Raw genomic sequence first — 19,305 nt, 5'->3', positions numbered from 1 at the left:
CGCACACAAACATGATCGAGTATTTCAATCATGACGCGATGCCTCGATAATCGCGGTACCATTCGACGAATCTCGGCACACCCACGTCGATCGGGGTAGATGGAGTATATCCAAGCGCTTGTTGGATGGCGTCGATATCGGCATAGGTGGCGGGGACATCGCCGGGCTGCATCTCGCAGAATTCCTTGATCGCTTCACGCCCGCAGGCGGTCTCGATCAGCGAGATCATGCGGCCCAATTCCTCGGATCGGTTGTTGCCGATATTGTAGATCGCATGGGGCGCTGCGCTTCCGCCCGGCTTCAAATCGCCGTCGTCCGTCGGGGGATGGTCGAGGCACGCTATGACCCCGGCCACGATATCGTCGATATAGGTGAAATCGCGGCGCATATGGCCGTGATTGAAAACCTTGATCGGGCGGTTCTGGAAGATGGCCTCCGTAAACAGCCACATCGCCATGTCGGGGCGTCCCCATGGGCCATATACGGTGAAGAAACGAAGGCCGGTCAGCGGCAGCCGATAGAGATGGGCGTAGGTTTCGCTCATCAGTTCGTCGGCCTTTTTCGTGGCGGCATAAAGCGACATCGGATGATCGACGCGGTCGCCTACGCTGAACGGCAGCTTCGCATTTCCTCCGTACACCGAAGAGGAGGACGCATAGACCATATGCCCGACCTCTCGCTGTCGTGCGACCTCAAGGAGATTGGCATGCCCCACCAGGTTGGATTGGATATAGGCAGCGGGATTGTCGATTGAGTACCGCACTCCGGCTTGCGCGCCGAGATGGACGATCCGGTTGAATGCCTTGCCGTCCAGCGCGCGTTCGAGCGCGTCGCCATCCGAAAAGTCGACCCGTTCGAAGATGAAGTTTCCGTTGTCGCTGGCCCGGACATGCTGGAGCCGGTCCTCCTTCAACTGAACGGAATAATAATCGTTCAGATTGTCGATTCCGACAACTTGCTCGCCGCGTGCGAGAAGTTCGCGGATCACGCTCATGCCGATGAAGCCGGCGGCGCCCGTCACCAGCACTGTCATGTCGCGACACGCCGTTGCGAGTGCGCGTGCCGGATCGACGATCGTCCGATGATGCAGTTTGCTCGTTCCGGACGCGGTCCCGAAGGTCGTCGGCGTTGCGTATTTCGGGCGGTGCGCGGACCAGGCATCTTTCCTCCAGGTCTTGAATCGAGCAGATCGCGGCTGAGGTTTGAACCAGCTATCCTATCCGTTGCATGTACCGGCTCGTTGCATCCGCACAACATACAAAGTCCGGATTGCTGCGCAGGCCGGTCTTCGATGATGTCGATCGCCAGACAATGCGAGCTCGCAACCAGCGACCGTTGATCTAGCCTTCTCGTGCTTCGAGGAACCAGCGATCGGTGTCCTCGATACCCACCGCAGTCAGGACACCCCACATATAGGCGCCCGTATCCACGCCAAGCCGGTCGGGCCGTTCGTCGACCGATCGCGTCGGTGTATGACCATGCACCACCATCGTGTCATCGTTACGCTTCGCGTTGAGGAATTTCTCTCTGATCCAGCGCAAATCTGCACTGGTTTGCTGGTCGACAGGGACCCCGGGCCGGATGCCGGCGTGGACGAACAGATAGTCGCCCTTGGTGATCCAGTCTTCTGCCTTGCCCAGAAACGCTACGTCCTCGTCCGGAATACGCTCCGCCATCCGCTCGGCAAGCTCCTGGAAGGTGCCGTTCTCTGCTTCTTCTCGGCTGAAACCGTAAGACAGCAACGTGGCGTCACCACCCATCTGCCACAGCATCCTCGCTGCCTTACCGCTGCCCGATGCGGCCTTGACGAAGATCTCTTCGTGATTGCCCTTCACGACGCGCCCGATACCGCGCTCTACGCACAGTTCGCGCGCCTTGCGGATGACGCCTGCCGAATTCGGACCGCGATTGATCAGGTCGCCCAGCAGGATGATCGTCGTTTTCGCCGGAGCGCGCTCCTCATCGTCGCGGTCGATCTTCGCAAGCAGTTCTCCGAACAGGTCGAGGCGTCCATGGATGTCACCGATCGCATAGACGCGCTCACCCTCGGGTAGCGCATGTTGCGCCCTTTGTGGATTTCGCAGCGATTTCAGGAAAGGGAACATGGCGGTCGGTTTGCTTTACATTATGGTTCGATGCGATTCGGAAACGGGCCGTTTAGTCCCGGTTAGCTTCACTCAGGCTGAATGGTCCGGCGAGCGCTATTCAACCTCCTTGCCGTGCAAAAGGTCCGTCAGGCGCCGCGCCCGATGCCGAAATAGCGCATGCCTGCTGCTTCGGCCTCGTGCGGTTTGTACACATTGCGCAGGTCTACCAGTACCGCTTGCGCCATCGTATTTTTCAATCGCTCGAAATCGAGGGCGCGAAAGGCGTCCCATTCGGTGACGATTACGGCAGCCGATGCATCTTTCGCCGCGGCATAGGCCGAATCGGCATATTCGATTTCCGGCAACACGCCCTTGGCGAGTTCCATGCCCTCGGGATCGTAAGCGCAGACCTCTGCCCCGGCGTCGGTTAGCGCCTGGATGATCGCGATAGAAGGGGCTTCGCGCATGTCGTCGGTGTTTGGCTTGAAGGTCAGGCCCAAAATGCCGATCCGCTTGCCGCGCACCTCTCCGTCGAGCGCCGCGATGACCTTTCTCGCCATCGCACGCTTGCGCGTATCGTTTACCGCGACGGTCGTCTCGATCAGGCGCAGCGGCGCTTCATTGTCTTCCGCGGTCTTGGCGAGCGCCAGCGTGTCCTTCGGGAAGCACGATCCGCCATATCCCGGGCCGGCGTGGAGGAATTTCGGGCCGATACGGTTGTCGAGGCCGATCCCGCGCGAAACGTCCTGCACGTCCGCGCCGACCTTCTCGCACAGATCCGCGATTTCGTTGATGAAGGTGATCTTCATCGCAAGAAAGCCGTTTGCGGCGTATTTGATGAGTTCGCTGGTCCGCCGTCCGGTGAAGAGGATGGGCGAGCGGTTGAGATAAAGCGGACGGTAAACCGCTTCCATCGGTGCGCGCGCGCGTTCATCCTCGATACCGACGACGATGCGATCGGGGCGCTTGAAATCTTCGATCGCGGCGCCTTCACGCAGGAATTCGGGATTGGATGCGACTGCGAAATCGGCATCGGGGTTGGTTTCGCGAATGATGCGCGCGACCTCGTCGCCCGTACCCACGGGAACGGTCGATTTGGTGACCACGACGGTGAAGCCCTTGATGGCTGCGGCAATTTCGCGCGCGGCGCCATAGACATAGCTGAGATCGGCATGGCCATCGCCGCGGCGGGTGGGCGTGCCCACCCCGATGAAGACGACATCGGCGTCCGCAACCGGCCCGGCGAGATCGGTCGTGAAGGAAAGGCGCCCAGCCGCGACGTTTGTCGCGACCAGCTGTTCAAGGCCGGGTTCGTAGATCGGAATGCCGCCCTCGCGCAGCTTGGCGATCTTGGCCTCGTCCTTGTCGACGCAGACGACGTCATGGCCGAAATCGGCGAAACATGCGCCCGACACCAGGCCGACATAGCCAGAGCCGATCATCACTATCCGCATCGAAAATCCCTTTTAATTTCAGGTCGTATCGAGCTTCCCGGCCATGCTGCATAACGTGGCGGCCATCGGCGATACGGTCGCCGGCCGCGTTTGACCCTATTTCGGGGGCGAAGCAAGGGGCTGGTCCTAAAGTTCGGTACGAAGTTCGCGGCCGGGTCGGCCAACTTCGGCGCAATTGTCCCGAATGCGCGAGCGGGCAGGGCGTCAGACCGGTTGGTGAACGGCCCGATTATGCGACGCGCCTACCGGTGCCGCTACGGGCATCCCGCCAACATCAAAAAAACCACCGCGACAGCACATGTCCGGTGGTCAAAAACTGTCTGAAAGAAATACCGGGCTGGCACTCACGCTACGCACGAGCGGCCAGCCCGGATGTATTCTGGGTTACCAGGGCTTGATCGCGTCGCCGCCGATACCGTCCTTGAAAAACATCGCGAGCATTCTTGTTCTCCCTTGTGCTCAAAATTCTGCGAGCACCGCTTGGTTAACAAGAAATTAAACATAATGCAATCGCTCTCCTGCGGGATTGTGCAGGGATAGGGAATGGCCCCGATGCCGATTTAACGCTTCGTTCAAGGTCGCGATCTAGGTTGGTCGATGATGGTACCGGAGCATTATCCTCAGTCTGCTGGCAGACGCCCTGGCGAAATCGGGTCGGCACGCCGCAATCCTGATGCGCTATCGGCGGCGTGCGGCGCTGTGGATGCGGCTGCCCCACGCTCTGGAAATGACGAGCCGGGTCTGCCCGAGGCCCGTTTCTGGCGAGCATTGTGCCTCGTCGATATCGCCAACTTCGCGCCGCTTCGCCGTCACCTCGGCGTGAACCGGGCCAACAATGTCGTGTTCGACATGGCCGACAGGATTGCCGCCTCGTTTCCGGACCAGCGGACCACGGTTGTCGCGCGGACGCTTCTGGAAGTCGAGTTGTGCTTCGATGAACGGGAAAAGGCCGGAGACGCGATCCGGCGCATCGAATCGCTTTTCAACGAACCGTTCCTGATCGACGGCGAACATCACATGTTGAGCGTTCGCATCGGCGCATGTTCCGCCCCCGCCATCGACGTGGAGGCTGTTCGGGTAATCGAGGTTGCCGAGCGCGCGCTCGACCAGGCGCGACGCGGCGGCGGGCTTGTTGTCCACGACCTGATTGAGGGCGAGTTCGATTTCGACCGCTCGGCGCTCGCGCGAGATCTGCCGCGAGCGCTGCGCGCGGGCGAGCTTTTCGTCCAATATCAGCCCAAGGTACATATTCGTCAGCAGGAAGTGGCAAGCGCCGAGGCCCTGATCCGCTGGCAACATCCGACGCGCGGTCTCATCCTCCCCGGCGACTTCATCTCGTCCGCGGAAAAGGGAGGGGAAATCGGCGAACTCACGATCTGGACGTTGAAGCGCGTGATCGCCGACCAGCAGAAGCTGGTTCGGGCGGGATATGATTTTCCGATCTTCATCAACATCTCCGGCGTCCTGCTGGCCGATGCTGAATTCGTCGCGCATGCTTGCCGGATCATCCGCGAATGCGATGCCCGGATCGGGTTTGAAATCACCGAGACCGCCGTGATCCGCGATCCCGAGATTGCCCTGCGCCACCTTCAGGAAATCGCTGCGATCGGCGTGCCGTTGGCGATCGACGACTACGGCGCCGGTCTCTCGTCGCTCGCCTATCTCAAGCAACTGCCTGCTAGCGAATTGAAAATCGACAAGCTTTTCGTAACGCAGCTCACCAGCAGCAACCGTGATCCACTCATCGTTCGCTCGACCATTGACCTTGCGCACGCGATGGAAATGCAGGTGACCGCCGAAGGTGTCGAAACGTCCGCGGCGCTTGCGCTGCTTGGTGTCATGGGTTGCGATCTGGTTCAGGGCTATCTGATCAGCCGGCCGATCGGGTTCGATGCGTTCATGACCTATCTCGATGAAGATGCGCATCTTGCTGCCACCGCGGTTCGCCGGCCTTCGTTTGCCGGTCGAGAGGGATTTTGGAAGCGCGCCTGAGCCGGTTAGCGCGGAATTAATTTACCCACGGTAACGATACCGCATATGAGGTTGATCTCGCCCCATTACCGGTGGTTGCTGGCGCTGGTGATCTTTACGATTTCCTTCGCTTGCGTCGCACCAGGCGTTGCGCTGGCTGCCGATCCTGCCTTTCCGGTCGGGGTGCGGCAGCAGATCGCCGCCGCTAAGCGGCAAATGGTGTATAATCCGCGCGAGGCGCAGGAATCCGCAAAAGCGGCAGAACGTTTCGCGAAGTCGATGCCGGGCGATTCGGAAGAGAAAAACTTTACGCTGGCAACCGCTCAGTGGCTGCGCGCCGAAGCATATTTGCGGACGAATGCCGAGAGCAAGGCGCGGCCCTTCATCGAAAGCGCTCTAAAACGCATTGCGAACATCGACCGGCCGCTCAAGTTGCGCGGTGACCTGCTCCTGTCGCTCGTTTTCCTGGAAATGGATAACAATGAACCGGCCAAGGCATTGGCCAGCGCTCATGAAGCTTTCCGCATATTCCAGCAGGTAGACGATCGCAGGAGCCAGGCCAAGGCGCTGCAGATGATCGCCATGCTCTACGAATATGCGAACGACAATCAGCAGGCGGCGAAATATTATCGTCAGGCTGGCGATGTCTATCATGGCGATGCCCTGATCGACCTAACCCAACAGAATAATCTGGGGAATGTCTTGCTGCAACTTGAGCAGTATGACGGAGCGATCGAACAATATCGCAAGGCGCTCGGCAACGCCAAGAAGATTGAGAGCGCCGTGATGCAGGTCAGGGTGCTTGGAAACCTAGCTCGCGCGCAAGTTGAAGCCGACCGATATGATGAGGCTGAGCGGACGCTCAACAAGGGGCTCTCTCTTACCGATCAGCCCGAAACGCGCCTTTACAGATGGGTTCTAGTAGTAACCGAAGCACGAATCGCATTCGCGCGAAAAAATATAACAAAGGCAAAAAGACTAATCTCCAGTGCCTTTCAGCACATAGATCCAAATGATGCTTCCGCCGAGTATCGCGACGCGCACCACATTGCATATCAAATCTATGCAGCAACAGGTGATAGCCATCTTGCGCTGCAACACCTCGAAATGCTCAAGCGGATTACCGACAAGGCTACCAAGGTCGCATCTTCGACCAACGCTGCGCTGGCGGCTGCGCGTTTCGATTACAAGAATCAGGAACTGCGCATTGCCAAGCTGAAGGCGGAGGAACTGCGCCGCAATGTCGAATATGAACGTGCACAGGCCCGGTTTCAGCGTATCCTGTTCATCAGTATCGGCGGCGCCACGCTGATCCTGATCGGGATGCTCAGCTTCGGCCTTGTCACGATCCGGCGCAGCCGCAACGAGGTGCGCGCGGCCAACACCAATCTGGCGGCCAGCAATGTCGCGCTGGAACGCGCGCTGGCGGCGAAGACCGAATTCCTCGCCACTACCAGCCATGAAATTCGTACCCCGCTCAACGGTATTCTGGGCATGACGCAGGTCATGCTCCGCGATGCTTCGCTGCCCGAGACGGTGCGCGAACGGCTCGGCGTCGTGCATGGTGCGGGAACGACCATGCGTTCGCTGGTCGACGATATTCTCGACGTGGCCAAGATGGAGACGGGCAACATGACCGTCGAGCAGGTGCCGATGAATCTTGCCGAAACGCTCCGCGAGGTCTCGCGGATGTGGGAAGAGCAGGCGCGGGGCCGCGGTCTGGGCTTCGATCTCGATCTGGATGGAGCGCCGCAGTGGATCGAAAGCGATCCCAGCCGCTTGCGCCAGGTGATCTTCAACCTGCTGTCGAACGCGCTCAAATTCACCCAGGAAGGCTCGGTCGGCTTGCGCGCCTGGGCCGAACAGGGCGAAGACGGCGAGCGGCTGAAAATCGCCGTGTCCGACAGCGGGATCGGTATTCCCGAAGAGAAGCAGGCAGAGATTTTCGAATCGTTCAAACAGGTCGATGCCGGGACCACGCGGCAATATGGCGGCACGGGGCTTGGGCTATCGATTTGCCGGAACCTGTCGATGGCGCTGGGCGGCGATATTTCGGTCGAAAGCGTGCCGGGCGAGGGGGCGGTGTTCACCATCGACCTTCCGCTGGTCCGCGTTGCCGCGCCTGCAGGGGCGACGCAGCAGCGCGGCGAACCGACTGAGGATGCGGGGTTGCTGATCCTCGACCGCAACCCGATCGCGCGAAGCATGCTGAAGGCGCTGCTCGAACCGCGTGCCGGTGCGGTCGATTTCGCCGGAACCGCCGCCGAAGCCTGCGAGGCGGTTGCTGCGCACAACTACGCCTGCGTACTGATCGACGAAGCGACGGTTTCGCAGGATGAAAATGGTGCGTTCGCCGCGCTTTCGGACATCGCCGATGCTGCGCAAAAAAAATCTTCGGTCGTTGCGGTGTTGTGGAAATCGCCCGATGCGGCTACCCGCGCCGCGATCGAGTCCAGCGGCATCAAGCACTTGATCGAAAAACCGATCGCCGGCGCCGCGCTCGCGCAGCGGCTGTTTGGCGGCAATGACGAATCACAGGACAATCCGCCTCTTGTGTCGCGAGCGGCATAAGGCAATAGCGAACTGATTATGCGTATCAAGAACAGGTGTTGCCTCTGTGCGGTGGAGTACCGCCAATGAGGGTTTTGTTCATCGAGGATGATCCGATGAACCGGCGGGTCGTGCGTGACATGCTCGACGTCGCCGGCGCGAACATGGAAGAGGCGGACCGGGCCGAAGTAGGGCTCGAGCGCATCGACCGCGAGGATTTCGATGTCATTCTGGTCGATCTGCGGATGCCGGGGATGGACGGGTTCGAAGCGATCAGCCGCATCCGGGCGCGTGAAGATGAAAAGGCTGAATTGCCGATCATCGTCGTCACCGCCGACACCGCGGTCGATCTCAAAGAGCGCTGCATGAAGGCCGGGGCGGACGAAGTGCTGTTCAAGCCCGTGGCGATGGATGCGCTGTTCGACGCGATCGGCGCCATTCTCGCGAAGAAGGGCGGCGAGGGGGCAATGCTGCTCTAGCCTCGGCGTGCCCGCACAGGCTTGCTAGCCGACCCGCTGTCTGACCCGCTGTCTGACCCGGTGCAATTTCTCGGCCAGGTGTCCCCACCATGCCGGGTTGTCGATGTACCAGCGACAGGTCAGCGCCAGAGCCGTCTCGAAATCATGGCCCGGGCGAAAGCCTAGCGCGCCTTCGATCTTGGCGGCGTTGATCGCGTAGCGGCGGTCATGGCCCGGGCGGTCGGTAACGAACCGTTTGAGGATCGCCGTCGGTTGTCCGCTCGCGGCGGGCGCGTCGGGAAAGTGGAGCGCCATCGCGCGGTCCTCGGCGAAGCTCCGGTCGACGAAATCGCAGATCGCTTCGATCACGACCAGGTTGGGAACCTCGGTTCCGCCGCCGATATTATAGGTTTCGCCTATCTCTCCATCGTCGAGAATGCACCCGATACCCTCGCAGTGATCGCCGACGAACAGCCAGTCGCGAACATTCATTCCGTCGCCGTAAATCGGTAGCGGAAGGCCCGACAGCGCGTTCGAGAGGAACAACGGGATAAGCTTTTCGGGGTGCTGATACGGCCCGAAATTGTTCGAACAGTTGCTCGTGGTGACCTGCAGTCCATAGGTCCGGTGAAAGGCGCGAACGAGATGATCCGACGCCGCCTTGGACGCGGCATAGGGCGAGTTCGGTGCATATTGCGCCTCTTCGGTGAAGGCGGGCTCGTCACGGCCGAGCGTGCCATATACCTCGTCGGTGGAGATGTGGTGGAACCGGTGCGGCTTGCCGCTGCCATCGAGCCAGACCTGTTTTGCAACCCTGAGCATCGTCTGGGTGCCCATCACGTTGGTCGCTATAAACGCATCGGGGTCGCTGATCGAGCGATCGACATGGCTTTCGGCAGCGAAATGCACGATCGTGTCGATATCGAAATCGCGCATCAAGCGTTCGACGAGCGTGCCGTCGTTGATGCTGCCATGGACGAAGCGCACGCTCTGGCCGTCGGGCAGGTTGTCGCGCCTGCCGGCGTAGGTCAGTGCGTCGAGCACGGTGATGTCGTCGCCCGGGCGCGTGCCCTGCCAGTATCGCACGAAATTCGCGCCGATAAAGCCGGCGCCGCCCGTTACCAGCAGCCTAGCCATAGAGCATGTCCGGATCGCTTCGGCCGCTGGCGAGCTGGCGCATCAGATAATTGCCATAACCGCTTTTGACGAGCGGCGCGGCGAGTGTTTCGAGCGCGTCATCATCGATAAATCCCTGCCGCCATGCGACTTCCTCCGGGCAGCTGATCTTCAGGCCCTGTCGGTCCTCGGTAATGCGGACGAACAATCCCGCATCGAGCAGCGAACTGTGCGTGCCGGTGTCTAGCCAGGCAAACCCGCGCCCCATCCGTTCGACATGGAGCTTGCCGGCTTCGAGGTAGCGGCGGTTCAGGCAGGTGATCTCATATTCGCCGCGCGCCGACTTGCCGATATCGGCGGCAAGCCGCGGTGCGTCGCCGTCATAGAAATACAGGCCGGTCACGGCGCAATCGGACTTGGGCGCCAAAGGCTTCTCCTCCAGCGACAGCGCCCGCCCGCTATCGTCGAAGGCGACCACGCCGTAATCGCTCGGATTGGCGACCGTATAACCGAAGATGGTCGCGCCATCGCTGCGCCCATCGGCCGAGCGCAGCATTTGCGTCAGGCGGTTTCCGTAAAAGATATTGTCGCCGAGGATCATCGCCGACGGTCCGCCGGCCAGAAACTCTTCGCCGATCAGAAAGGCATGGGCCAGTCCCTCGGGTGCGGGCTGTTCGGCATATTCGAGCGCCATGCCCCATTGCGACCCGTCGCCGAGCAGTGCCTGGAATGCCGGCTGATCGTGCGGGGTCGTGATGATCAGCACCTCGCGGATACCGGCCATCATCAGGACCGTCAGCGGGTAATAGATCATCGGCTTGTCATAGACCGGCATCAACTGCTTCGATACGCGCAGCGTCAACGGGTACAGCCGCGTCGCCGAGCCCCCCGCGAGCAGGATCCCCTTGCGCGCGCTAACCATCATCCGCCCCCGGATATCTCAGCCGACCCTGCGGCATAGCGTTCCCCCAAACAGTCAAGCCGCAATCATGGCGCCATCGTCTGAAAAAAGCGTGTATCGCGGGAGCGGTGGCCGAACCGGAAGGCGGAGTGAACGGATATTGGCAAATGAACGCGTCGACAACCGCCGCTCGCGCGTTCAATCTTCCAATATCCGGCTGTGCTTTGCCGTGTCCTTCATGGTCAGATAGGTGACCAGCGACACGCCGATCATTGCGGTTACATACCAGTAGAATCCGCGCTCCCAGCCTTCGTTCTTCAGCCATAGCGCGACATATTCTGCGGTGCCGCCAAAGATCGCGTTAGCGATGGCATAGGGAAGGGCAACGCCAAGTGCGCGAATATGCGTCGGGAACAACTCGGCCTTCACGAGGCCCGAAATCGCCGAATAGCCGCTGACGATCGCCAGCGCGCCGGTGGCGATCGCGAACGCCGCCCATGGGCTGCGCACCGTCTCCAGCGTGGTGAAGATCGGGTAGGTGAAGATCACGCCCAATATACCGAAAGCCGACATGACTGTCTTGCGCCCGACCCGATCGGAAAGCGCGCCGATGGCGGGTTGCAGGCACATGAAAACGAACAGCGACCCTGCACTGATCGCCGATGCGGTCTCGCGGTCGAATCCGCTCGTATTGACGAGGAATTTCTGCATGTAGATCGCGTATGCGTAAAAGGCGAGCGTGCCGCCCGCGGTCAGCAGCAACACCGTTACGGCTTCGCCCGGATGCTGGGCGACCAGCGACAGAAATCCCGATTTCGGCGCGCTTTCGCGCTCGACATTGCGGAAACTCTCGGTCTCGATCAGCCCCCGGCGCAGAAAATACACGCTGATCGCGAGTACGCCGCCGATCGCGAACGGCACACGCCAGCCCCATCCATCCAGTGCCGCTTCGCTCAGCACCGCCTGCAGGATGACGAGCACCAGCAGCGCGACCAGTTGCCCGGAAATCAGCGTTACATATTGAAAGGATGCGTAAAACCCACGCCGCTTGCGCGTGGCGATTTCGGACAGATAGGTCGCGCTCGCACCATATTCGCCGCCGACCGACAGGCCTTGCAGCAGTCGCGCGACCAGCAGCAGTGCAGGTGCCGCCACGCCGATCGCGCCATAATCGGGGGTGACCGCGATAATCAGCGATCCGAAGCACATCAGCGTCACAGAGAGCGTCAGCCCCGCCTTGCGCCCTTTATTGTCCGAATAAATGCCCATCAGCCACCCGCCGATCGGGCGCATGAAAAAGCCAAGCGCGAATACCGCTGCGGTACTCATCAACTGGACGGTGCGGTCGCCTTCGGGAAAGAAATGCGGCGCGAAATAGATCGCGAAGGCCGCATAGGCGTACCAGTCATACCATTCGACCAGATTGCCCGCCGACCCGCCGATGATCGACCGCAGCCGGGCGGGCGCCAGTGGTGCGTTGCTGGTGAAATTCATCGTCTCCCTCCCCCCAAAGCAATCGGCGCAACGGTAGGACTGTTGCGCCGATTGCAACAAGTATCGAGTGGGGCCGCCGACGTCTGTCACGGCCGAATCTGCCGCCGGCTCACGATAAGTCCGGTTTCGATTGAACAATCGTGGGCGTCGTTGGTTGGTGGCGTTCGTGTTCCCGGCGAAATCAGCGGCGGGACGCGATCTGAAGGCGGGCGCACTGCTCAGCCTTCGTGTCGAGATTTTTAACGGAGACGGCAATGAAGAGTTTTCGCTCACTCATGACAATTGGCGCCGCCGCTGGTTTGTGCGTTTCTAGTGCTGCCATGGCTGCAGAGACTACCCGCGCTGCCGATGCGCTGCCGCCGGCCAACAGCCAGGTTGCGACATCGAATGTTCGCCATTCGCAGCATGTCGAAAAGAAGAGCAAGCTGACATCGGGCGCGATCGTTCCGGTGGGCCTTGCTACGGCTGCGGTCATCGGCGGCCTGGTCCTTGCTGTGACCGGCGATGACGGTACGGCCGACAGCCCTGGCTGATTGGCCTGGGGCTGCCATTTTGACCGATCAGCACAATTTGATCCGATACGGCCCCAATAGCTGACATATGTCTCTCAAGTTGTGCCAACGGATGCCTCGCAATTAACGGCGAGGCCGTGTTAGTTTTTTCCGTTGAATATTGGCCGATGGTGTGCGCTAATCGCGCAACCGATTTATCCCCTGAATATTCGCCAGGTAAAAAGGGCATATTCGGGAGGCAGTTTAGGAGAGGGCGGTCGTTCCATGTGCGAACCGTCGACTGATAGGTTTAAGCCAACAAGGGAGGCAGTATGAACATCTTTCGAACAGGTATCACGATAGGCGCGATGGCGGGTCTCGCAATGTCTAGCGCGGCGATGGCGGGTGAAGCGACCCGGGCAAGCTCCGCGCTTCCGCAGGCAAAGGTCGCCACCTCGCAGGTCCGTCATTCGACCAAGGTGGACAAGAAGAGCAAGCTGGCGAGTGGCGCGATCATTCCGCTGGTGCTTGGCGCAGGCATCGTCGCCGGCGGCGTCATCATTGCCGTTGATAACAATGGAAATGCGGACAGTCCCGGCTGATTCCTGACCTGACATGCCGGGTGGCTTTTGCCGCTCGCATCTGACTGGCCCCGGATCCGGCAAGATTTTGTCGGATGCGGGGTTTTTCATGTCCATCGGAGGCGATGCCTCGTCATTGCCGATGCGGAACGTCGCTGTGTTCGACGGCCAATAGCGGTAAGGATTCCGCGGCATCCAACGGAGCGAACCATGGCGGCGGGTCGCAGGCGTGAGTCGTGACTGGATATTTTACGGATTGCATAGGTCGCAGTGTGGCGTATTCCGGGCGGCCTGCCTTCAAGGCTGCAAATAGTTCTAAGGGTTTCGATTTTCTATGTTGCGACGTGCCGCAGGATTATTGCGTTGCGCAAAGGGCCAGCATCAGCGGGCCATGGACCGGACGTATCGAGAGGACGGCGAGCTTTTCCGCCAATGCCGATATTGCGGCGTGAAGATGCGGCGTATCGAAAAACGGCGCTGGGTACGTGTGGGAAGAGAGGACAGGGTGATCGTTCAGCAGGACTAGCCGCCTCCCTTATTCCCAGTCTTCTTCGGTCCTGCCGTCGAGTGCTGCGCGCAGGCGCTTCGGGTCCAGCTGGCCCTCCCATTTGGCTACTACAACCGTGGCGACCGCATTGCCGATGAAATTGGTCAGGCTGCGGCATTCGCTCATGAACCGGTCGATGCCGAGGATCAGCGCCATGCCTGCGACCGGCACCGTCGGCACGATCGAGAGCGTCGCGGCGAGCGTGATGAACCCGGCGCCGGTAACGCCTGCCGCGCCCTTGGAAGACAGCATCGCCACGGCGAGCAGCGCGAGCTGTTCGCCAATCGACAGATCGATGCCGGTCGCCTGCGCGATGAACAGCGCTGCCAGCGTCATATAGATGTTGGTGCCGTCGAGGTTGAAGCTGTAGCCGGTGGGAACGACGAGCCCGACCACCGTCTTGTCGCATCCGGCATCCTCCATCTTCTCGATCAGCGCGGGAAGCGCGGCCTCGGAAGACGAGGTGCCGAGCACGAGCAGCAATTCGGCGCGCAGGTAGCGGATGAGCTTGAAGATCGAAAAGCCCGCCAGCCGAGCGACGGTGCCCAGCACGATCACGACGAACATGATGGCAGTCAGATAGAATAGGCCGACGAGCTCGGCGAGGCTTGCAACGCCGTAATTGCCGACGGTGAAGGCGATCGCACCGAACGCGCCGATGGGGGCAAGCCGCATCAGCAGGCCGACGATGCGGAACACCACGGCCGAGATGCGTTCGAGCATGGCGAGGATCGGCTGGCCGGGTTCGCCGATCAAGACCAGTGCCACCCCGGTCAGGATCGAAATAAGCAAGACCTGCAGGATATTGTCGCCGACGAGCGGCGAGAGCAGCGAATCGGGAATGATGCCGAGCAGGAAGCCGGTCAGCGTGACGTCGTGCGCTTTGCTCGCATAATCGGCGACAGAGCCGGGATCGAGCGAGGCGGGGTCGATATGGAGGCTCGCACCCGGCTGCACGGTGTTGGCGACGATCAGCCCGATGATGAGCGCGAGCGTGGAGAAGAACAGGAAATAGACGAACGCCTTCAACGCCACTCGCCCGACCTCGCCGAGGTCGCGGATGCCGGCGATGCCGGTGACGAGCGTGAGGAAAATCACCGGTGCGATGATCATCTTGACCAGTTTGATGAATGCGTCGCCGAGCGGTTTCAGCGCCGCACCGGTGTCGGGCCAGATCTGTCCGACCAGCGCGCCGAGCGCGATCGCGATCAGCACCTGAACGTACAGATGTGTCCAGAAGGGGCGCCGTTGGCCCCTGACGGTGTCGGTCGCGATCATCCTGCCCCTTTCATTCCTGGCGCGACCCTATATGCAGCATCGGACGGGGCAAGCGCGATCTGATGCGCGCGCGGCGTTGCCGGTATTGCCGAGCGATTTTTGCGCATCTGAACGCGTCGGCGCTTGTGGAAAAGGGATTCGCCTGATATAGGCGCGCCATACGCCGCGGAACTATTCGGTTCCTGCGGCCATTTCTAATGCAATAGATGAATTCGGAGTTCAGACGGCCTTATGCAAATCATCGTACGCGACAATAACGTCGACCAGGCGCTGCGGGCGCTCAAGAAGAAGCTGCAGCGTGAGGGCGTTTATCGCGAGATGAAGCTGCGCCGTCATTATGAAAAGCCCAGCGAGAAGCGCGCGCGTGAGCGTGCGGCGGCCATTCGTCGTGCCCGCAAGCTCGAGCGCAAGCGTGCCGAGCGCGACGGCGCACGGTAATTGCGCTGCGGCGAAACTTTCGTGAAGTTTCGCCGCGAATTATGAGAAGTTAGCGCGGCCGGCCGTGCCGGTCGCATCCTCTCGCCGGGAATCCTGCTTATGTCCGTCACCGCCGTTCCGATCCAGCCCGTCAAGCGCAGCTATCTCGTCTGGCTCTGGCTCGGTGTCATCGTCGCGGTGGCGGCGGCGTTGCTGCTCGCATGGCGCGGCACTGCCGAGACGATCGCGACGCAGGGCAGCGATGCGCAATTCCTGGCGTGGCACGCCAAACAGCCGGGTGTTGAAACGACACCGTCGGGCCTGCAGTACAAGGTTCTGCAGAAGGGCGAGGGGGCGCATCCGACCGACGACGATGTCGCGCTCATCAACTATACCGGAAAGCTGCGCGACGGCACGGTGTTCGACCAGTCGCAGCAGCCGACCCCGATGCCCGTCAACGGCGTCATTCCCGGCTTCAGCGAGGGCATGAAGCTGATGAGCAAGGGCGCCAAATACCGTTTCTGGATTCCGGCCGACCAGGCCTATGGCTCGAAGTCGCCCGACCCCAACACCATCCCCAACGACGCGATGCTCGTGTTCGATGTGGAGCTGCTCGAATTCATCCCGCAGCAGATGTACCAGCGCATGATGCAGATGCAGATGCAGGGCGGCATGCCGGGTGGTGCCGGCGCGGCGCCGGGTGGTGCGCCGAACCAATAATCTCGTCCGAGTTTTCGCACCCGTATATCGGCCCAAAGCCGGAACCGCCTGTCAGGGCGCGCCGAACGTCAGCGCCCTTCGCATCTATTCCTGAGTGCTTAGCCGAATATTGCCGCTGCCAATGGATTGGGGGCGGGCTTCAACGGGCGAAGGCCGTCGCTTTTGATATGGCGTTCCCGCCGCTGCCGCGCGGCACGTAGAGCCAGGCCTTGTCATCGAGCGAAGACGCATCTGAAATGCCAGACAGCTCCTCAACTGCAGGCAATATCTGATCACCTCGAACAACTCGTCCGGGCCGCTGCGCACCAAGCCCGATATACTTTGGTCGAACGGCGCTACCGAATAGAGACGTACCTTGGCAAAGGTGCCCCGACCCACGGCGTCGATATCTTCGAAATCCGACTGCGCGATCACGGTCCCGGTCGGCAGCGGGATGATCGGTTGCGGCGAGAGAAAGTCGATCCCCGCCGCCACTAGCTCGCAGATATGATCGCGCCATTGCTGCGCGGTCGGACGACGATGGACTGGCAGGAACGAACGGTCGAACAGCATCTGGGTGTTGCGCCGGAACGCTTTGTGAACGCTTGCAATCGCCGGCGCGACCTCGCCTTGCGACGCGGCGCCTTATGCATAAAGCCCCTTACGGATACGCGTCTGGATGTCCGAAGGATGGCTGAAGCCTTCTTCGCTGGTCCCGGAAAAAGGGTGAATGCCGTTGTTCAGCGTCTGTAAGATGATGACCGCCAGCGCGAAGCGGTTTTGCGGTTCACCTAGCTTTTCCGCTTTCCGGTCATAGCTTGCGGGAGCGATATAATCGTCCCTCACCATGCTGGCACCGTTTCGCCCGAACGGCCTTGAAATGCTGAAGCCGTCGGTGTCGACAATCGCAATCCAACCCGTGGCGGGGTAGAAGTGCAGATTGGCCGGCTCTAAGTCGATCATGTGATGCCCGGCTGCGTGCAGCTCATGGAAAATCGCCGCGAGATTGCGTGCCACGAGCACACGGTAGCCGTAATATTCACTAATGCCTTCATTTAGCTGGCTGCTGCGCTGAAGCAGGTTCACCAGCGAGCTTGAGCGTTTTAGGCCGTAGACTCATAAACGCGGAGCCACAGCCGCATTGAGGCGAGTTGGACCATGGCGAGAAAGTTTTCGGACAGCTTGTCGTAGCGTGTGGCAACGCGACGGAAGTGCTTCAGCTTGGAGAAGAAGCGTTCGATCAGGTTCCGTTCGCGGTAGAGCCACGTGCTGAAGTAGGGTTTGGATCGCCGGTTCGCCTTGGGCGGGATGTTGGCAAACGCTCCCTTCTCCCGGAGAGTGGTCCGGATGTGGTCAGCATCATAGGCCTTATCGGCCAGCACTATTGTTCCAGGGCCAACATGGTCGAGCAGATCGTTAGCAGCTTGCCCATCATGACTTTACCCAGCGGTAAGGCTTAGTCGGATCGGGAGGCCTTGCCCGTCGACGACCACGTGGATTTTGGTCGTAAGTCCGCCTCGGGAGCGACCGAGACAATGATCTCGATCCCCCTTTTTGCCGTCGCGGCCTGTTGATGGGCACGAACGGAAGTGCTGTCGATCATCTGGACGTCACCATCATGAGCGGCGGTGATGGCGTCCATCATCCGATCCCACACGCCGGCCTTTCGCCATCGCACGAAGCGGTTGTAGCATGTCGTGCGCGGACCATAGCGTTCCGGCAGGTCACGCCATGGCGCTCCCGACCGCAGCACCCAGAAGATACCATTCAGCACACGCCGGTCATCAACACGGGGCACGCCTCGCGGCTTATTGGGCAACAGGGGTTCGATCACACGCCACTCGAAATCGGTTAGGTCATATCGGCTCATGGCAAGCGTGAATCAGAAATTTGCGCCAATTGAAAGTGCGCAGAGATCTAAGCGTGGCGGTGTCGAACAAGCCGTGGCAAGATATGCGGATAGTGATTGAGGGCTGCGCGTGTTCCTTCGAAGACAAGACCTTATTGACCGCTTCGAAGCGAACTTTCGTACGGGCGCTGACGGCAACATCGTATTCCAGCCACCCCGATCAAAATACAGTGCTCCTGTTTCCGCCGAGGAATACGATGCCGTCATTGCCGCTTTCGAGCGACGTCAGGCAATTGCGCAGGCAGCGACGCTTATCGCTTTCGGGGCGGCTGGCGCGTACGGCATCTACCAGGTCATCGCCACTGCCGACTACGGAGCGTTCTTCATCGCGTTGGGCGTAGCATTCGCCGTGTCGTTTGCTCTGTCGTTTAGAGATTACACCACGCTGCTACAGCCATTCATGGAGCGACGAGATGCTCTACGTGCGGCATCGAAGAAGCAGGAAAATGACTGCTGAGGTCAACGACCGTTAACTGTTTATGGGTTCACGGCCTAAGTCGCGACCTGGGCGGGGTTCGTCTATGTCGCCTTCGTGATCGACGTCTATGCCCGCTACATCTTGGGCTGGCGGGTTAGCAGAACAGCCCACACCAGCTTCGTTCTGGATGCCCTCGAGCAAGCCATCCACGATCGTCGCCCGGTCCATCGTGGTGGCCTCATCCATCACGCCGACTGCGTCAGCCAGTATGTCTCAATCAAATACGCCGGGCGCCTTGCCGAGGCCGGGATCGAGCCCTCGGTGGGCAGCGTCGGCGACAGCTATGACAACGCCTTGGCCGAGACCATCAACCGACTCTACAAAGCCGAGGTCATCCACCGGCGCGGACCATGGCGCTCGTCCGAAGCCGTCGAATATGCCACACTTGAATGGGTGGACTGGTTCAACAACAGGCGGTTGCTCGAGCCGATCGGCAATATCCCGCCCGCCGAAGCCGACGAACAATACTACGCCATGCTGGACGACACACCCATCGCAGTATAACTCAAGCCAAACGGCCTCGGCAATCTCGGGGCGGTTCAACGGCCGGGAAGTCGAAATCAGCGCCCGGCACATCGAGACCGGATCATTCCAGCGATTAAACCGGAACCCAAATTCCTTGATCTAGGGTCAGGACCTATAAGTGAGGTTCAGTTTACGGCTCGGATGTGATTCAAGCTCTGTGAGAGCAGGAGCGTGGATTTGAGCGAATTTTGGTTGAGTGAGGCGCAGTTTGAGCGGCTTCGTCCGCTGTTGCCGAACAAGGTGCGCGGGGGCGCCCGGGTTGATGATCGACGCGTGATCAGCGGCATCATCCATGTGGTGAAGTCGGGCGGGCGCTGGGTCGATGCGCCGGCCTGCTACGGGCCGAGGA

Annotated in this window: 19 protein-coding genes and 2 pseudogenes; 11 read left to right on the top strand and 10 right to left on the bottom strand. The window is 60.5% G+C overall.

Annotated elements, in window-relative coordinates; genetic code table 11:
- Positions 1-28: 28 nt before the first annotated feature.
- The 3 genes from J7S20_RS15705 to J7S20_RS15695 all read right to left on the bottom strand — a co-directional run bounded on the left by J7S20_RS15705 (position 29) and on the right by J7S20_RS15695 (position 3,541).
- A complete protein-coding gene (locus tag J7S20_RS15705) occupies positions 29-1,033 on the bottom strand; it encodes an NAD-dependent epimerase/dehydratase family protein (RefSeq protein WP_284055192.1) in 1,005 nt (334 codons plus the stop codon).
- Between the two features lie 307 nt (positions 1,034-1,340).
- The gene (locus tag J7S20_RS15700) at positions 1,341-2,105 is read right to left on the bottom strand and encodes a metallophosphoesterase family protein (protein ID WP_284055191.1); all 765 of its coding nucleotides are present in this window, start codon (positions 2,103-2,105) and stop codon (positions 1,341-1,343) included.
- A gap of 128 nt (positions 2,106-2,233) precedes the next feature.
- Entirely contained in the window at positions 2,234-3,541 is a 1,308-nt protein-coding gene (locus J7S20_RS15695) for a UDP-glucose dehydrogenase family protein (RefSeq protein ID WP_284055190.1), read from the bottom strand.
- Between the two features lie 597 nt (positions 3,542-4,138).
- Here J7S20_RS15695 and J7S20_RS15685 point away from each other — a divergent pair.
- The 3 genes from J7S20_RS15685 (at position 4,139) to J7S20_RS15675 (ending at position 8,541) form a co-directional block, all read left to right on the top strand.
- Positions 4,139-5,533, top strand: a complete 1,395-nt coding sequence (locus J7S20_RS15685) for an EAL domain-containing protein (protein WP_347709246.1) — start codon at positions 4,139-4,141, stop codon at positions 5,531-5,533.
- Between the two features lie 45 nt (positions 5,534-5,578).
- Positions 5,579-8,083 carry an ATP-binding protein gene (locus J7S20_RS15680; protein ID WP_284055187.1) on the top strand — a complete coding sequence of 835 codons (2,505 nt, stop codon included), beginning with the start codon at positions 5,579-5,581 and terminating at the stop codon, positions 8,081-8,083.
- 65 nt (positions 8,084-8,148) lie between these two features.
- The gene (locus J7S20_RS15675) at positions 8,149-8,541 is read left to right on the top strand and encodes a response regulator (RefSeq protein ID WP_284055186.1); all 393 of its coding nucleotides are present in this window, start codon (positions 8,149-8,151) and stop codon (positions 8,539-8,541) included.
- Positions 8,542-8,565: 24 nt separating this feature from the next.
- On the opposite strand, the gene rfbB is transcribed toward J7S20_RS15675, so the two are convergent.
- The 3 genes from rfbB to J7S20_RS15660 all read right to left on the bottom strand — a co-directional run bounded on the left by rfbB (position 8,566) and on the right by J7S20_RS15660 (position 12,031).
- Positions 8,566-9,657, bottom strand: a complete 1,092-nt coding sequence (rfbB, locus tag J7S20_RS15670) for a dTDP-glucose 4,6-dehydratase (RefSeq protein ID WP_284055185.1) — start codon at positions 9,655-9,657, stop codon at positions 8,566-8,568.
- Positions 9,650-10,561, bottom strand: coding sequence for a glucose-1-phosphate thymidylyltransferase RfbA (gene rfbA / locus J7S20_RS15665; RefSeq protein ID WP_284055184.1), 912 nt, complete (start codon positions 10,559-10,561; stop codon positions 9,650-9,652). The genes rfbB and rfbA overlap by 8 nt, the downstream gene beginning before the upstream one ends.
- A 174-nt stretch (positions 10,562-10,735) precedes the next feature.
- Positions 10,736-12,031: an MFS transporter gene (locus J7S20_RS15660; protein ID WP_284055183.1), complete on the bottom strand. Its 1,296-nt coding sequence runs from the start codon at positions 12,029-12,031 to the stop codon at positions 10,736-10,738.
- Between the two features lie 157 nt (positions 12,032-12,188).
- Here J7S20_RS15660 and J7S20_RS15655 point away from each other — a divergent pair, with 157 nt between their 5' ends.
- The 3 genes from J7S20_RS15655 to J7S20_RS15645 all read left to right on the top strand — a co-directional run bounded on the left by J7S20_RS15655 (position 12,189) and on the right by J7S20_RS15645 (position 13,124).
- Positions 12,189-12,344: a hypothetical protein gene (locus J7S20_RS15655; protein ID WP_284055182.1), complete on the top strand. Its 156-nt coding sequence runs from the start codon at positions 12,189-12,191 to the stop codon at positions 12,342-12,344.
- A gap of 7 nt (positions 12,345-12,351) precedes the next feature.
- The gene (locus J7S20_RS15650) at positions 12,352-12,564 is read left to right on the top strand and encodes a hypothetical protein (protein ID WP_284055181.1); all 213 of its coding nucleotides are present in this window, start codon (positions 12,352-12,354) and stop codon (positions 12,562-12,564) included.
- A gap of 341 nt (positions 12,565-12,905) precedes the next feature.
- Positions 12,906-13,124 (top strand): hypothetical protein, encoded by a 219-nt coding sequence (locus J7S20_RS15645; protein ID WP_284055180.1) that lies wholly within the window; start codon positions 12,906-12,908, stop codon positions 13,122-13,124.
- 514 nt (positions 13,125-13,638) lie between these two features.
- On the opposite strand, the gene J7S20_RS15640 is transcribed toward J7S20_RS15645, so the two are convergent.
- Positions 13,639-14,928: a dicarboxylate/amino acid:cation symporter gene (locus J7S20_RS15640; protein ID WP_284055179.1), complete on the bottom strand. Its 1,290-nt coding sequence runs from the start codon at positions 14,926-14,928 to the stop codon at positions 13,639-13,641.
- 231 nt (positions 14,929-15,159) lie between these two features.
- Here J7S20_RS15640 and rpsU point away from each other — a divergent pair, with 231 nt between their 5' ends.
- Both rpsU and J7S20_RS15630 read left to right on the top strand, forming a co-directional pair.
- Entirely contained in the window at positions 15,160-15,366 is a 207-nt protein-coding gene (gene rpsU, locus J7S20_RS15635) for a 30S ribosomal protein S21 (RefSeq protein WP_055983274.1), read from the top strand.
- A 99-nt stretch (positions 15,367-15,465) separates the two neighbouring features.
- The gene (locus J7S20_RS15630; RefSeq protein ID WP_284055178.1) at positions 15,466-16,065 is read left to right on the top strand and encodes an FKBP-type peptidyl-prolyl cis-trans isomerase; all 600 of its coding nucleotides are present in this window, start codon (positions 15,466-15,468) and stop codon (positions 16,063-16,065) included.
- A gap of 84 nt (positions 16,066-16,149) precedes the next feature.
- On the opposite strand, the gene J7S20_RS15625 is transcribed toward J7S20_RS15630, so the two are convergent.
- The 3 genes and pseudogenes from J7S20_RS15625 to J7S20_RS15615 all read right to left on the bottom strand — a co-directional run bounded on the left by J7S20_RS15625 (position 16,150) and on the right by J7S20_RS15615 (position 17,914).
- Entirely contained in the window at positions 16,150-16,617 is a 468-nt protein-coding gene (locus tag J7S20_RS15625) for a hypothetical protein (RefSeq protein WP_284055177.1), read from the bottom strand.
- A 72-nt stretch (positions 16,618-16,689) separates the two neighbouring features.
- Complete coding sequence (locus J7S20_RS15620) at positions 16,690-17,130, bottom strand: hypothetical protein (RefSeq protein ID WP_284055176.1); 441 nt, start codon at positions 17,128-17,130, stop codon at positions 16,690-16,692.
- A gap of 17 nt (positions 17,131-17,147) precedes the next feature.
- Positions 17,148-17,914, bottom strand: a pseudogene (locus J7S20_RS15615) (IS5 family transposase).
- 109 nt (positions 17,915-18,023) lie between these two features.
- Here J7S20_RS15615 and J7S20_RS15610 point away from each other — a divergent pair.
- The 3 genes and pseudogenes from J7S20_RS15610 to J7S20_RS15600 all read left to right on the top strand — a co-directional run.
- Positions 18,024-18,410 (top strand): hypothetical protein, encoded by a 387-nt coding sequence (locus tag J7S20_RS15610; protein ID WP_284055175.1) that lies wholly within the window; start codon positions 18,024-18,026, stop codon positions 18,408-18,410.
- A 39-nt stretch (positions 18,411-18,449) separates the two neighbouring features.
- A pseudogene (locus J7S20_RS15605) lies at positions 18,450-18,935 on the top strand (DDE-type integrase/transposase/recombinase); the annotation flags it as partial.
- A gap of 198 nt (positions 18,936-19,133) precedes the next feature.
- On the top strand, positions 19,134-19,305 hold a 172-nt coding region (locus J7S20_RS15600), incomplete at its 3' end, for a transposase (RefSeq protein WP_284055234.1).

It is taken from the genome of Stakelama marina, from assembly GCF_018122655.1.
Taxonomy (GTDB): domain Bacteria; phylum Pseudomonadota; class Alphaproteobacteria; order Sphingomonadales; family Sphingomonadaceae; genus Sphingomonas; species Sphingomonas marina.
The sequence above is the reverse complement of the archived record's forward strand: the minus strand, read 5'-3'. Positions and strand labels throughout refer to the sequence as shown.